Below are 13700 nucleotides of genomic sequence, written 5' to 3' on the forward strand. Positions count from 1 at the left end.
AGCCGGGTCCGAGGACCAGCAGCAACCGAGGACTAGCTCGCGCGCTTCTTCGCGGCGGGCTTCTTCGCGGGGGTCTCCTTCGCGGGGGTCTCCTTCGCCGGGGCCTTCTTCGCCGGTGTGCGTCCCGCCGGCGCCTTCGTCGTCGCAGTCTTCTTCGCGGCGGCCGGGGTCTTCGCGGGGGCCGTCTTCTGCGCGGGGGTCTTCTTCGCAGGGGTCTTCTTCTCCGCGGCAGGAGCGTCGTCGCTGGACGCGTCGCCGGCAGTGGAGCCGGCCTTCGTGGTCCGCGACCCGCCCCGGGACCGCGACCCCGAGCCTCCCGTCCGCTTCTTGTCGACGGACGCCCGCAGGGCGGCCATCAGGTCGATCACGTCGCCGCCCTCTCCGTCGTCGTCGTCCGAGTCGCGGTCGCCGAACGTCTCCGCGGTGTCGACGTCGTCGCCCGACGCGAGCTTCGCGTCGATGAGCTGCTGCAGTTCCTCCTGGTACGCGTCGGTGTAGCGGTCCGGGTCGAAGTCGGTGGACATGCTGTCGACGAGCGAGGACGACATCTTCAGCTCGCTCGCGCTCACCTTCACCGTCGAGTCGAGGCTGCCGAAGTCCGCCGCACGGACCTCGTCGCCCCAGAGCAGGCCCTGCAGCAGGATGACGTCGTCGTGGACCCGGAGCACGCCGAGCCGGGTCTTCTGCCGGAGCGTGAACTGCACGATCGCCAGCCGGTCGGTCTTCGCGAGCGTCTCGCGGAGGAGCACGTACGCCTTCGGGGAGCGCGAGTCCGGTTCGAGGTAGTACGACTTCTCGAACATCATCGGGTCGACCTGCTCGACGGGCACGAACTCGAGGACCTCGATCTCGTGCGACTGCTCCTCGGGCAGCTGCTTGAAGTCGTCGGCGGTGAGCACCACCGTCTTGTCACCGTCGTCGTACGCGCGCTGGATGTCGGCGTACTCGACCTCGTGGCCGAACTCGCACACACGCTTGTAGCGGATGCGTCCCTTGTCCTCGTCGTGCACCTGGTGCAGGGAGACGTCGTGGGTCTCGGTGGCCGCGTAGACCTTGATGGGCACGTTGACGAGCCCGAACGCGATGGAGCCCTTCCAGATCGACCTCATGGGCACATGATGCCCGTCCCTGCACAGGAGCGTCCGGAGCGAGCGGTCGTCCACAGGTCGGGCTTCGCTGGACCGGAGCCGCGCCGGGACGAGCACGATGGGCGCATGAGCCAGCTCGACAAGCAGGATCCGCGCACCCAGCACCCGCGACCGCCGTTCCCCGAGCAGACCCAGACCGGTTCGGGCCTGGCGAGCGCGATGGACCCCGCGCCCGACCACGGCGAACGCAGCTACCGGGGCACGGGGCGGATGCCGGGCTACCGCGTCCTCGTCACCGGGGCGGACTCCGGCATCGGCCGGGCGGCGGCGATCGCGATGGCGAAGGAGGGCGCCGACGTCGCCCTCAACGCCCTCCCGGAGGAGCAGGACGACCTCGAGGAGGTCCGCGACGTCATCGGCGCCCTCGGCCGCAGGGCCGTGCTGCTGCCGGGCGACCTGACGGACGAGGCGTTCTGCGCCGACCTCGTGCGCGACGCCGTGAGCACGCTCGGCGGTCTCGACGCGCTCGTGCTCGTCGCCGGCCACCAGCAGGTGCACGAGGACGTCACCGAGCAGACGACGGAGTCGTTCGACCGGACGCTCAAGGTCAACCTGTACTCGCTGTTCTGGCTCGTGCGGGCCGCGGTGCCGCGCATGGCGCCCGGCAGCGCGATCGTCACGACGAGCTCGGTCTCCGCGCACGAGCCGCAGGCGCGGATGATCGACTACGCGGCGACGAAGTCCGCGATCACCACCTACACGAACGGCCTCGCCCGGCAGCTCGCGTCGCGGGGGATCCGGGCGAACACGGTCGTGCCCGGCCCGGTGTGGACGCCCCTGCAGCCGACCAGCTACCCGGGCGACGAGATCGCCCACTACGGCGAGGGCACCCCGTTCGGCCGTCCGGCGCAGCCCGTCGAGCTCGGCAGCGCCTACGTGTACCTCGCCGGGCCGGAGTCCTCGTACACGTCCGGCTCCACCCTCACGGTCGCGGGAGCGACCGGGGTGGCGCTGTGAGTCCCGTCGCCAAGCGCAGGACCGTCCTCGTCGGCGGGCGGACGATCAGCCTGAGCAACACCGACAAGGTCCTCTACCCGGCGACCGGCACGACGAAGGGGCGGGTGATCGAGTACTACGAGCGGGTCGCCCCGTGGATGATCCCGCACGTCAAGGACCGCCCGGTCACCCGGAAGCGCTGGGCGAACGGTGTCGACGGCAAGGTCTTCTTCGAGAAGAACCTGCCGGACACCGCACCCGACTGGGTCCGGCACCACACCATCGCGCACAAGGAGCACGACACCGAGTACCCGATCGTCGACGACGTCGCGACGCTCGTGTGGATGGCACAGCAGGCCGCCCTCGAGCTGCACGTCCCGCAGTGGCGCTTCGGGCCACGCGGTGGACACCATGACCCGGACCGGCTCGTCCTCGACCTCGACCCCGGCGAAGGCGTCGGCCTTGCGGAGTGCGTCGAGGTCGCCGTCGCCGCACGTGAGGTCCTGCAGGGCATGGGACTCGACCCCTACCCGGTGACCTCCGGCTCCAAGGGCATCCACCTCTACGCCGCCCTCGACGGACGCGCGACGACGACGCAGGTCTCCGAGGTCGCGCACGAGCTCGCGCGTGCACTCGAGCAGGACCTGCCCGACCTCGTCCTGTCGTCGATGAGTCGGGCCGACCGCACCGGCAAGGTGTTCGTCGACTGGTCGCAGAACAACGGCAACAAGACGACGATCGCTCCGTACTCGTTGCGCGGCCGTGACCGGCCGACGGTCGCTGCCCCGCGCACCTGGGACGAGCTCACCCAGCGCGGCCTCGCCCAGCTGACGCTGGACGAGGTCCTGGACCGCCTGGAGGCCCGTGGCGACCTCCTGCACCCGGTCGCCGCCGCCTCGTTGTCGGTCGGCCGCCCGGACGCCGGACACTGGGACGGCGCGCGGACGGCCGACGCGAACCGGGCGAGCGAGGACCGGCTGAGCGCGTACCGCGCCAAGCGCGACGCGTCGAAGACCCCGGAGCCGGTCCCGGCCGGACCGCCGACGGTCCGCGAGGACGGCCTGCCGACGTTCGTCATCCAGGAGCACCACGCCACGAGGGACCACTACGACTTCCGGCTCGAACACGACGGGGTGCTCGTCAGCTGGGCCCTGCCGAAGGGGGAGCCCACCGACCCGGGGAAGAACCACCTCGCCGTGCAGACCGAGGACCACCCGCTCGAGTACGGCGGGTTCGAGGGGACCATCCCGCACGCCGAGTACGGCGGGGGGACCGTCACGGTGTGGGACGACGGCACGTACGACCTCGAGAAGTGGCGCGACGGCGAGGAGGTCATCGTCACGCTCCACGGCCGCACCGGCGGCGCCCGTCGCCTCGCACTCCTGCACACCCGCGGCCGTGGTCGTGGACGCGACGGCGACGAGAAGAACTGGCTCATCCACCGGACGAAGGAGCAACCCGCCCGCGAACCCGGCGCCGGCGACCAGGCAGCGTCGGGGCGGACCGAGCGGCCGGCGGTCCACGCGACGGCCCGTGCCTCGGAACCTCCGAGCGAGCGCCGCACCATGCAGGCCTCCCTCGCGACGGGCGAGCCGCACCTCGACCCCGACGACTGGGCCTTCGAGCTGAAGTGGGACGGCGTCCGCGCGCTCGCCACCGTGCGGGACGGCCACGTCACGCTCCGCAGCCGGAACGGCAACGACCTGACCGACCAGTACCCCGAACTGCAGGACCTCGGCGACCGGGCCGCGGTCGACGGCGTCTACGACGGCGAGGTCGTCGCGCTCGACGACCGGGGTCGGCCCTCGTTCCAGCTCCTCCAGGAGCGCATGGGCCTCACGAAGCCGCGCGAGGTGGAGGCAGCCCGCCGACGGACCCCCGTGCGGCTGTTCCTCTTCGACGTGCTCGAGGCCGACGGGCACGAGCTGACCCGGCACGGGTACACGGCACGCCGGGAGGCCCTCGCGACCGTGGTCGAGCCCGGCGGTGCGGTCGAGGTGCCCGACGCCGTCGAGGGCGACTTCGCGGCGGCGCTCGCCGAGTCCCGTCGTCGTGGTCTGGAGGGCGTCGTCGCGAAGAAGCGCACCTCCCGGTACGCCGAGGGCCGCAGGTCAGAGGCCTGGCTGAAGGTGAAGCACCACGCGACGCAGGAGGTCGTCGTCGGCGGGTGGAAGCCTGGTGCCGGTCGACGTGCCGGCGGCATCGGGTCCCTCCTGCTCGGGGTGCCGGGGCCGGACGGGTTGGAGTACGTCGGCAAGGTCGGCACCGGCTTCCGCGACCGGGACCTCGACGAGATCGCGGACACCCTCGGCCCCCTGGAGCGGAAGACGTCGCCGTTCGTGGACGTCCCGCGTCCCGATGCGCGCGACGCGCACTGGGTCCGAGCGACACGGGTGGGCGAGGTGGAGTTCGCCGAGTGGACCGGCGACGGTCGGCTCCGGCAGCCCTCGTGGCGCGGGTGGCGGCCCGACAAGGACCCCGGGGACGTCGTCCGGGAGTCCTGATCGCGCACATGCACACGCATGGGGTCCGCCTCGGGCGAACTTCCGTCCCCCGTTCGGCCGCTCCACGGGGGACGATCCCGCCGGGAGCCTGCCGCCGCTCCTCGCGCGACTGTTACGTTCACGGGGACGGAAGGGCGTGACCATGAGCACGAGCAAGTACCTGCCGCCGTTCACCCCGGAGGAACGCGGAGCGGCACCGGGCAACCGTGCGCGACACGCGGTGGAGCCGCCGGCCGTCGTCTCGGACGGCGAGATCACGTACGCGGACTTCCTCGGCGACGAGGTCGAGGACTGAGACGCGGTGAAGGTGAGACGCGGCCGAGGACTGACCGCACTGACGGCGAACTGAAGGCGGCCCGCACGCCGGATCAGGGGACGCACGGGCCACCGTCGGGAGCGCCGTGACCGGCGTTCAGGGATGGACCGGCCACGGCGCGCTCGGGCCAGCAGCGGGGAGCCGCTGGCAGGCTCACCACTGAGACGGTGTGACGAACCGGATCGTCACACCGGGTCGTGACGATGTCCGGATGACGCGGGTCAGGGTGCCGGAGCGGGACCGTCCGCCGGTGCGGCGTCGTCGGCGGCGGCCAGGTCCTCATCGACGAGCTCTTCCTCGTCGGGCTCGGTCACGTCGGCCGCAGCGGCCTTCGCCTCGTCGATCGCGTCCTGGGAGCGGCGGAGGAGTTCGTCGTCGTGGTCGGTCATGACCGCGACGCTACGCGGGGGTCCCTGAGTCGGCCTCGCGGCGAGGCGTGGGGAGCGTCGGCATCGGCGATCGTGGCGCACCGTGCGACGACTCGTAGTCCACTGCGGACGTCGGCGCCGGGGTCGACGGCATGGCCGGGGCGGCGGGGGCGCCGAACGCGTCGGCGGCGTCGAGCACGGCCCGGGTCGCGGCAGCTGCGGTGCGGAGTGCTTCGGCCGTCGGCATCGCCCGGTGCGCCGCCGTCCGGACCTCGACGCCCCAGGGCTCGTCGAAGCCCAGGTCGCGGACCGTCCGGACGAAGCCGGGCAGGTCCCACGCACCGGACCCGGGGAGGTGGCGGGCAGCGCGGGACTCCTCGGCGAGCGTCATGCCGGCCGGTGTGTGGAGGAGACCGTCGCTCAACTCCACGGCGGCGAGGGCCGACGGGGCGACACCCTCGTGGACGGACGCGAGGGTCGAACCCCCGCGGAGCGTGTGCATCGCGTCGAGGAGCAGGCCGCCGTTCGGGTGCCCGGCGGCGGTGACGAAGCGGGAGGCCCGCTCGACGGTGGGCAGGTTCGACCACGGTTCGGGCTCGAGGACGAGCTGGGCGCCGAGGTGCTCCGTCCGTTGCGCGAGCGCGATCCAGTCGTCGAGCATCGCGTTCGGCGTGACGGTGAGGGTGGTGTCGGCGCGGACGACGACCTGCCACGCGCGCAGCGCAGCCGTCGCCTCGAACACCACGCCCCGGTCGGCCTCCTCGTCCGCGGAGCGATCGGCGCTGGTCCACCACCGGTCGAGCGGGCCGAGCTGCACCCACACGATCCCGGCACGGTCGAGCACGCGACGGAGCGCAGCGAAGCCCATCGTCGCGCGCACCTCGTGGAGGTCGCCCACGGTGAGCGAGAGCCCCGCGAAGCCGGCGTCACCGACGGCGCGGACACGGTCGCCGATCGGTTCGTCGCCAGCCCAGGTCGAGGACGTGGCGAGCAGGTCGTGTTCGAGCACGGCGGCACCTCCGGAATCCGGACGGGCGACTGCTCCCCAGCAGGCTGCCCCGTCCGTGGTGTTGCGACGCCGCAGACCCCCGACGTCACACCGAGGTCTACGCCGCAGACCTGCGAGCGCTCCCAGTCGCTCGACACGTGGCCGGTGTGCGCGGGTGCTCAGACGATCCGTGTGCGCACGGTCCCGACGCCGGCGATCCGGCCCTCGACGACGTCACCGCGCACGAGCGGGCCGACCCCGTCCGGGGTGCCGGTCATCAGCAGGTCGCCCGGAGCGAGGCGGACGGACCGGGACAGCTCGGCGATGGTCTCCGCGACCGACCAGATCTGGTCCGCGAGGTCGCCGGACTGGCGCAGCGCACCGCCGACGTGCAGCTCCACGGCTCCGGAGGTCGGGTCGACCCCGGCGGCCGGCACGAGCGTCCCGACGGGGGCCGAGGCGTCGAAGCCCTTCGCGGCGTCCCACGGGCGCCCGAGTCGCTTGGCCTCGGCCTGCAGGTCACGCCGGGTGAGGTCGAGTCCGACGCCGTAGCCCCACACGACGTCGAGGGCATCGGCCACGGGGACGTCGACCGCGGGTGCGCCGATCGCGACGACGAGCTCGACCTCGTGCTCGAGCTGGCCGGTCAGCGGCGGGTACGGGGTGTCGGCGTCGTCCGTCACCACGGCGTCCGCCGGCTTCGTGAAGAAGAACGGGGGCTCGCGGTCCGGGTCGTGGCCCATCTCCCGAGCGTGCGCGGCGTAGTTCCGGCCGACGCAGAAGACGCGGCGGACCGGGAACCGACCGCCGGTGCTCGTCGGGACGGACGGCTGGGGCGGTACCGGGACCACGAAGTCGCTCACCCGCCCACCATGGCACGACGAGGCCGGACCGTCCCCGTCACCCCTCGGCGAGGGACGCTTCGGCGCGGAGCTTCCGGGCGCGGGCACGCTCTTCGCGCTCCCGGCGTTCGATCCGCAGCTCCTCGAGGCGTTCGAGTGACCCGTCCGAGCGGATGATCGGGCCGTAGTGCGGGTCCTGGAGCAGTTCGAGCGTGCTGCGCTCGTACCGCGCGAAGACCTCGAAGAACCGCTCGTCCTCCATCTCACCGATCATGATGTGTCTCCTTCCGCCTCCTGTTGGACGCCCAGACTTCGTGGTCGTCGAGGGCACGGTCCATCCACTTGTCATCCGGCGTCGACCATGACCGGGTCAGGACCGCATGAGCCATGAACGCCGCCGCGTCCTGCTCGGTGTCGTCGTCCGAGAGCGCCCGCTCGGCGATCCACGACCAACGCTGCCACCAGTGGTCGTGGTGCGCCAAGAACTTCGTATGTCGCCGTGCCCGGACGCCCTCGACCACCGTCACGACCAGGCTCGTGACCGCCACCACGGCACCGATGACCGCCACCGCCGCACTCGTCCACCCCACGTCCACGCCCCGAGCTTGACGGCACTGGACCGGCCACGCGACGAGCGTGACCGGTCCTGTGGAGGGTGGGGCGTGCCTCCAGGCAGGTGCAGGAGCCGCGTCCGGGGACCGCCCGGCGGGGCCGCGGCCCGCTCAGTCCTGCGGCCACCCCGCGAACTCCCACCCGGCGACCGACGGGTGGTCCTCGCCCCGCGAGTACGCGTACGCACGGGCAGCGTCACGGGCCGCGGTCAGGCGGTCGAGCAGCTCGCTGTGCGCCGACGCGTCGACCCGCGTCAGTGCGTCGTGGGCCAGGGCGAACCGGTCCATGTCGTTCCGGATGAGCATGTCGAACGGGGTCGTGGTCGTGCCCTGCTCCTGGAAGCCGTGCACGTGCAGGTCGTCGTGCCCGTGGCGGCGGTAGGTGAGCTGGTGCACGAGCGCCGGGTACCCGTGGAACGCGAAGACGGCGGGCGTCCCCGGGAGGAACACCTCGTCGTACCGCTCGTCCGACACCGGGTGGTCGTGCTTCCGCGGGTCGCCGATCGACAGCAGGTCGACGACGTTCACGACCCGGACGCCGACGCCGGGGGCGTGCTGGCGGATGATGGCCGCCGCGGCGAGGGTCTCGACGGTCGGGACGTCGCCGGCGCCCACGAGCACCACGTCCGCGCGCCCGACCTCGGTCTCGGTGCCGGCCCAGTCCCAGACGCCCAGGCCGGCCGCGGCGTGGGCGACCGCGTCCTCGAGGGACAGGAACACCGGCTCGGGGTGCTTGCCGGCGACGATGACCTCGATGCGGTTCGTCGTCTCGAGCGCGTGGGCGGTGACCGCGAGCAGGGTGTTCGCGTCGGCCGGCAGCTTGATGCGCACGAGGTCCTGCTGCTTCGACGCGACGACGTCGAGGAAGCCGGGGTCCTGGTGGGAGAAGCCGTTGTGGTCCTGCCGCCAGACGTGCGACGAGAGCAGGATCGTCAGGTTCGAGACCGGCAGGCGCCAGTCGAGGTCCGAGGACGACTCGAGCCACTTGGCGTACTGGCCGACCATCGAGTCGATGATGTGCGCGAAGGCCTCGTAGGTGTTGAGGATGCCGTGCCGACCCGTCAGGACGTAGCCCTCGAGCATGCCCTCCAGCACGTGCTCGGACAGCAGTTCGATCACGCGGCCCCGCGCGGCGAGGTGCTCGTCGCCGGGTGCGCGGTCCGCCCGCCACACGCGCGAGGTCACGTCGAACACCGCGTCGAGCTTGTTCGAGACCGTCTCGTCGGGCCCGAACAGCCGGAAGGCCGACCCGTTCCGCTCGACCACCGACGCGAGCCAACGGCCCAGCGTGCCCGTCGCGGAGGCGGGTTCGCCGGCCGCGACGCCGTGCTCCGTGATGGCGGGCAGGTCGAGCGCGGTCCGGAGCCGCCCACCGTTCGCGACGGGGGTGGCGCTCATGCGCAGGTCGCCCTCGGGCCGGATCGAGCCGAGGATCCCGATCGGACGGCCCCGCTCGTCGAAGAGCTCCTCCGGGCGGTAGGAGCGCATCCACGCCTCGAGCCGGGCGCGGTCCTCGTCGTTCGTCCGCACGTCCGGCAGCGGGATCTGGTGCGAGTGGAACGTGCCCTCGTTCGGCCCCGTCCACCCCTTCGGCGTCCGGAGGATGATCATCGGCCAGCGCGGCCGCAGGTCGGCGGCCCCGGCGGGCTGTCCGGCAGCGGCGCGCTCCGCCTGGGCGCGGGCGGCGGCCTGGATGTCGTCGATGCGCGCGAGGGCTCGCCGGAGCGCGGCGTCGAAGAGTGCGTGCACGGCGTAGGGGTCGTCGCCGACCCGGCCGGAGTCCACGGTGATCGGCTCGTACCCGAGACCGCGGAAGTAGGCGTCGAGGTCCTCGCCGGGGATCCGGGCGAGGACGGTCGGGTTCGCGATCTTCCACCCGTTGAGGTTGAGGATCGGCAGCACGGCCCCGTCCGACACCGGGTCGATGAACGTGTGCGCCTGCCACGAGGCGGCGAGCGGACCGGTCTCGGCCTCGCCGTCGCCGACGACGCACGCGACCACGAGGTCGGGGTCGTCGAGCGCCGCTCCGTACGCGTGGGCGAGGGAGTACCCGAGCTCGCCGCCCTCGTTGATCGAGCCGGGCGTCTCGGGTGCCGCGTGCGACGGGATGCCCCCCGGGAACGAGAACTGCCGGAAGAACTGCCGGAGACCGTCCTCGTCCGGGGTGATCTCCGGGTAGAGCTCGCTCCAGGTGCCCTCGAGCCAGGCGTTCGCGTTCATCGCCGGGCCCCCGTGCCCCGGACCGCAGACGTACAGCAGACGGCGGTCCGTCTCGGCGATGAGCGCGTTGCAGTGCGCGTAGACGAGGTTGAGCGCCGGCGAGGTCCCCCAGTGGCCGAGCAGGCGCGGCTTGATGTCGTCCGGCTCGATCGGCCGGGTGAGGAGCGGGTTGTCGAGCAGGTGGATCTGCCCGGCGGTGAGGTAGTTCGCGGCGCGCCACCAGGCGTCGATCGCCCGGATGCGGTCGGTGGTCGCGATGGGTGCAGGGGACATGACCCCACGCTACGGACGGGTGGGTGGAGATTTTCCAGCAACGCATCCAAACCGATCGGCAGGGGGTGCCGAATGCCTGTCACAAGGGCGAAACGCCCAAGAAGCTCCCCGGCCATGTACGGCCGGTACACGTCTCCCGCACAGCAAGGGAGGCAGGGCCACCGGCCGGAGCACCGACACAGCAAAGGAACTCATCATGCGCAAGAGCCTGAAGACCACGATCACCCTCGCCACGACCGGCGCGCTCGTCCTCGGTGGCGCCGCGTTCGGTGTCGGCGCCGCGAACGCGTCGACCCCGGCGGTCCACACCGTCTCCTCCAGCTCGTCGAAGATCCCGGCGCCGGTCGCGTCGGTGCCCGAGGTCCTCGGTGGCACCACGGCCGTGAAGCTCGACTCGGGCTTCACCGACGCGCTGACCGCGCTGAAGCTGACCCCGGGTGTGTCGGGCAACGCCAAGCTCGCCGACGGGTCGGTGTCGTTCCCGATCACGGCCGGTTCGGTGACCTACTGGAACCCGGAGGGCAACTACCGTCCGTACGTGCAGGGGCTGCTCAACCACGACGACTCGGGGCTGACGCTCAAGGCCGGTGACACGACGGTGACGCTGGAGAACTTCGTGGTAAACCCGGGTTCGTCCAAGCTCTACGGTGACGTGCTGGTCAACGGCAAGGTCGCGGTCGCGAACGCGTACCTGTTCGAGCTCTGGGGTGGCACGCTCAAGCCGCTGCAGCTCGAGGGTGACAACGCGGTCCTGACCGGCACCACGGTCCACATCTCCGAGGACGCTGCCGGCCTGCTGAACAAGACCTTCGGCACTGACGCCGTCAAGCGCGGCCTCCTCGTCGGCACCGCCACCATCACCGCCAAGATCAAGTAAGACCGCACCAACGCCGAGAGCGTCGTCCCCGACAGGGGGCGGCGCTCTCGTGCGTCGTGGCCGGATCGTCGTGTGCGTCGGGCGGGACGGGCGTGCGTCGTGCGTCGTGCGTCGTGGGTCGGACGGGAGGCGCGGATCGCGTCAGCGACGCCGGCGCCACCACCGGGACGGTCGGGTGTCGGACGCGGCCGCCTGCGCGGCCGCCGCTGCCGCGTCGGAGGCGGCCCGTGCCTCCCGGCGGTCCCGCCACGCCGCGACCTCCGCATCGACGTCCCGGAGCGGCGTCACGACCGGCGGGCCGCCGAGCAGCTGCCGACGAGCCTCCTTCACGCGGGCGTTGAAGTCCTCGAGGACGTCGCGGACGTCACGCTCGACCGACAGCGCATCGAGGTGCTCGTCGAGTTCGGCGTCCTCCTTCCGGAGGGCGAACGCAGGCGGGGCGATCCCGGTGATCTGCTCGCGCTCGATCTTCGACCGGATCCACCAGTCCGGGTCGTGTCGGCCGTCGTTCGAGGGCAGCGGCTTGCCGTGGTAGGGGTTCCCCTCGAAGACACCGCGGCGTTCGGCTTCCTCGATGAGCGCCCGGGCGTGCTGGCCGACGTCCTTCGCGCGGAGCAGCCGTCGTTCCTCGCGGACCTCGTCGGGGTCGAGCGACCCCCGTTCGATCTCGCTCTCGACGAGCCGCTCGTACCGGTACCGAGCAGCGCGCCGGAGCCGGTCCATGCGTGCGTCGACGTCGTTCATGACCCCTCCATGATCACTCCGTGCGGTCGCTGCCGCCAGTCTCGTCGGAGCCGGCCTGCTCGGTCCGGACCTCCTCGATGGTCAGCGCGGCCTGGATGAGCGCCAGGTGCGACAGGCCCTGCGGGAGGTTCCCCATGAAGGAGCCGTCCTCGCTGATCATCTCGCTGTAGAGCCCGACGTCGTTCGCCTGCGCCACCATCGCGTCCATCAGCGCCGCGGCGTCGTCGACCCGGCCCGTGCACGCCATCGCGGCGGCGAGCCAGAACGAGCAGGCGACGAACGGCGACTCCTCCTGCTCCATGCCCGAGTAGCGGTAGACGAGCGGGCCGCGCTGCAGCTGCTCCTCGATCGCGCGGATCGTGGACGCCATCCGGGGACCGCGGTCGAAGGCGCTCATCGCGTGCAGCAGGATCGAGGTGTCGAGCTCGTCCGAGCCCGGGTACATGACGTAGTACCCGCGTTCCTCGTCCCACCCGTGCTCGGCGACCCACTGCTCGATGAGTTCGCGGTTCTCCACCCACTTGTCCCGCGGGCCGTCGATCATGCCGGCGTCGTGCAGCTCGACGGCGGCGTCCAGAGCCTGCCAGCAGCCGATCTTGCTCGACACGTAGTGCTGGGTGTCCTGGAGCTCCCACATCCCCGAGTCGGCTTCCTCCCACCGGTGGCACGCGTCGTCCGCGAGGCCCTGCAGGACCGTCGCCGTCTTCCGGTCGATGACGTTGCCGGCACGGACGTACTGCCGGAGGATCTCGAAGACGTCGCCCCAGACGCCGAGCTGGAGCTGGTCGCCCGCGCGGTTCCCGATCGTCACCGGGCCGATGCCCTGCCACCCCGGCACGTCGCGCTCCTCGACGCCGTCGCTCGCCGAGCCGTCGAGCTCGTAGAAGATCGGCATGTCCTCGTCGTGCTCGGCGATGGTGCGCATCACCCAGGACACGGCCGCGTGGGTCTCCTCGCGCAGGCCGAACCGGGTGAGCGCGTGCACCGTGTACGACAGGTCGCGGACCCAGGCGAAGCGGTAGTCCCAGTTCTTCCCGCCGGTCCGGTCCTCCGGCAGGCTCGTGGTCGGTGCCGCGGCGATGGCGCCGGTGGGGGAGTAGATGAGCAACTTCAGGGCGAGGGCGCTCCGCTGCACGGCCTCGGACCACGGGCCGTCGTAGTGGAACGCCTCGGACCACGTCGACCAGTTCGCGATCGTGCGGTCCATCGCCGCGAGGGCCGCCTCGGGCTTCGGCATGAAGATCGGTTCGTCCTGGGTACCGACGATCGTGAGGATGTGCTTCGACCCTGGCGTCGCGGTGAACCGGCCGGAGAACCGGGGGCCGTCGTCGTGCACCGGTTCGAAGCCCTGCTCGACGATCGCGATGGTGACGCCGTCGATGCCGATGACGGCACCGTTCGCGGTGTCGAGCCGCTTCGGCTCGGCGGTGTTCAGCAGGGTGCCGGGGACGACGGCCCACTCGAGCTCCACCGATCCGCGCACCCCCTGGACGCACCGCGCGACCTCGGCCCACGGCAACCGTCCGGCGACCCCGGTCACCATGGCGTCGGAGACGGTCACCTCCCCGGTCGGGGTCGTCCAGGTCGTGACGAGGACGTTCGTCCCGGGCAGGTACTCGCGCGAGACCTCGGCGTCCCCGGTCGGACGGAGCGCGACGTGGCCGCCGTGTTCGGCGTCGAGGATGCTCGCGAACACGGGTGGCGAGTCCATCGACGGGATGGGCAGCCAGTCGATGCGGCCGTCGAGCGCGATGAGCGCCACCGTCCGCCCGTCACCGACCGCACCGTAGGAGCGGAGCGGGACGTAGCCGTCGACCCGCTCCTCGTCGTCGGTCGCGTCGGGGGTGTCCCGGGTCCGTTCGCTCATGCACCC

Annotated in this window: 13 protein-coding genes; 4 read left to right on the forward strand and 9 right to left on the reverse strand. The window is 72.0% G+C overall.

The window, feature by feature from the left end; all coding sequences use genetic code 11:
• Nucleotides 1–32: 32 nt before the first annotated feature.
• Complete coding sequence (gene ku, locus MON03_RS01620; protein WP_175327779.1) at nucleotides 33–1109, reverse strand: non-homologous end joining protein Ku; 1077 nt, start codon at nucleotides 1107–1109, stop codon at nucleotides 33–35.
• 105 nt (nucleotides 1110–1214) lie between these two features.
• Here ku and MON03_RS01625 point away from each other — a divergent pair, with 105 nt between their 5' ends.
• From MON03_RS01625 to MON03_RS01635, 3 genes are all read left to right on the forward strand, one after another.
• Nucleotides 1215–2105 (forward strand): SDR family oxidoreductase, encoded by an 891-nt coding sequence (locus MON03_RS01625; RefSeq protein ID WP_175327778.1) that lies wholly within the window; start codon nucleotides 1215–1217, stop codon nucleotides 2103–2105.
• On the forward strand, nucleotides 2102–4588 hold the full coding sequence (locus MON03_RS01630; protein WP_242090116.1) for an ATP-dependent DNA ligase: 2487 nt from the start codon (nucleotides 2102–2104) through the stop codon (nucleotides 4586–4588). The genes MON03_RS01625 and MON03_RS01630 overlap by 4 nt, the downstream gene beginning before the upstream one ends.
• 142 nt (nucleotides 4589–4730) lie before the next feature.
• The gene (locus MON03_RS01635; RefSeq protein WP_022903656.1) at nucleotides 4731–4883 is read left to right on the forward strand and encodes a hypothetical protein; all 153 of its coding nucleotides are present in this window, start codon (nucleotides 4731–4733) and stop codon (nucleotides 4881–4883) included.
• A 242-nt stretch (nucleotides 4884–5125) separates the two neighbouring features.
• Here the strand turns inward: MON03_RS01635 and MON03_RS01640 are convergent, their stop codons facing one another.
• The 6 genes from MON03_RS01640 to MON03_RS01665 form a co-directional block, all read right to left on the reverse strand.
• Entirely contained in the window at nucleotides 5126–5293 is a 168-nt protein-coding gene (locus tag MON03_RS01640; protein ID WP_242090119.1) for a hypothetical protein, read from the reverse strand.
• A gap of 10 nt (nucleotides 5294–5303) precedes the next feature.
• Nucleotides 5304–6281: a sugar phosphate isomerase/epimerase family protein gene (locus MON03_RS01645; protein WP_242090121.1), complete on the reverse strand. Its 978-nt coding sequence runs from the start codon at nucleotides 6279–6281 to the stop codon at nucleotides 5304–5306.
• 158 nt (nucleotides 6282–6439) lie between these two features.
• A complete protein-coding gene (locus MON03_RS01650) occupies nucleotides 6440–7123 on the reverse strand; it encodes a fumarylacetoacetate hydrolase family protein (protein WP_242090123.1) in 684 nt (227 codons plus the stop codon).
• Nucleotides 7124–7160: 37 nt separating this feature from the next.
• Nucleotides 7161–7376, reverse strand: a complete 216-nt coding sequence (locus MON03_RS01655; RefSeq protein ID WP_022903652.1) for a hypothetical protein — start codon at nucleotides 7374–7376, stop codon at nucleotides 7161–7163.
• Nucleotides 7366–7698, reverse strand: coding sequence for a hypothetical protein (locus MON03_RS01660; RefSeq protein ID WP_242090125.1), 333 nt, complete (start codon nucleotides 7696–7698; stop codon nucleotides 7366–7368). The genes MON03_RS01655 and MON03_RS01660 overlap by 11 nt, the downstream gene beginning before the upstream one ends.
• Nucleotides 7699–7824: 126 nt before the next feature.
• Entirely contained in the window at nucleotides 7825–10206 is a 2382-nt protein-coding gene (locus MON03_RS01665; protein WP_242090127.1) for a phosphoketolase family protein, read from the reverse strand.
• Nucleotides 10207–10402: 196 nt separating this feature from the next.
• Here MON03_RS01665 and MON03_RS01670 point away from each other — a divergent pair, with 196 nt between their 5' ends.
• Nucleotides 10403–11083, forward strand: a complete 681-nt coding sequence (locus MON03_RS01670; protein WP_022902958.1) for a hypothetical protein — start codon at nucleotides 10403–10405, stop codon at nucleotides 11081–11083.
• A gap of 141 nt (nucleotides 11084–11224) precedes the next feature.
• On the opposite strand, the gene MON03_RS01675 is transcribed toward MON03_RS01670, so the two are convergent.
• Entirely contained in the window at nucleotides 11225–11827 is a 603-nt protein-coding gene (locus MON03_RS01675; protein WP_242090129.1) for a DnaJ family domain-containing protein, read from the reverse strand.
• Between the two features lie 13 nt (nucleotides 11828–11840).
• Nucleotides 11841–13694, reverse strand: coding sequence for a glycoside hydrolase family 15 protein (locus MON03_RS01680; RefSeq protein ID WP_242090131.1), 1854 nt, complete (start codon nucleotides 13692–13694; stop codon nucleotides 11841–11843).
• Nucleotides 13695–13700: the final 6 nt, after the last annotated feature.

Source organism: Curtobacterium sp. DN_7.5 (genome assembly GCF_022655355.1).
GTDB lineage: Bacteria > Actinomycetota > Actinomycetes > Actinomycetales > Microbacteriaceae > Curtobacterium > Curtobacterium luteum.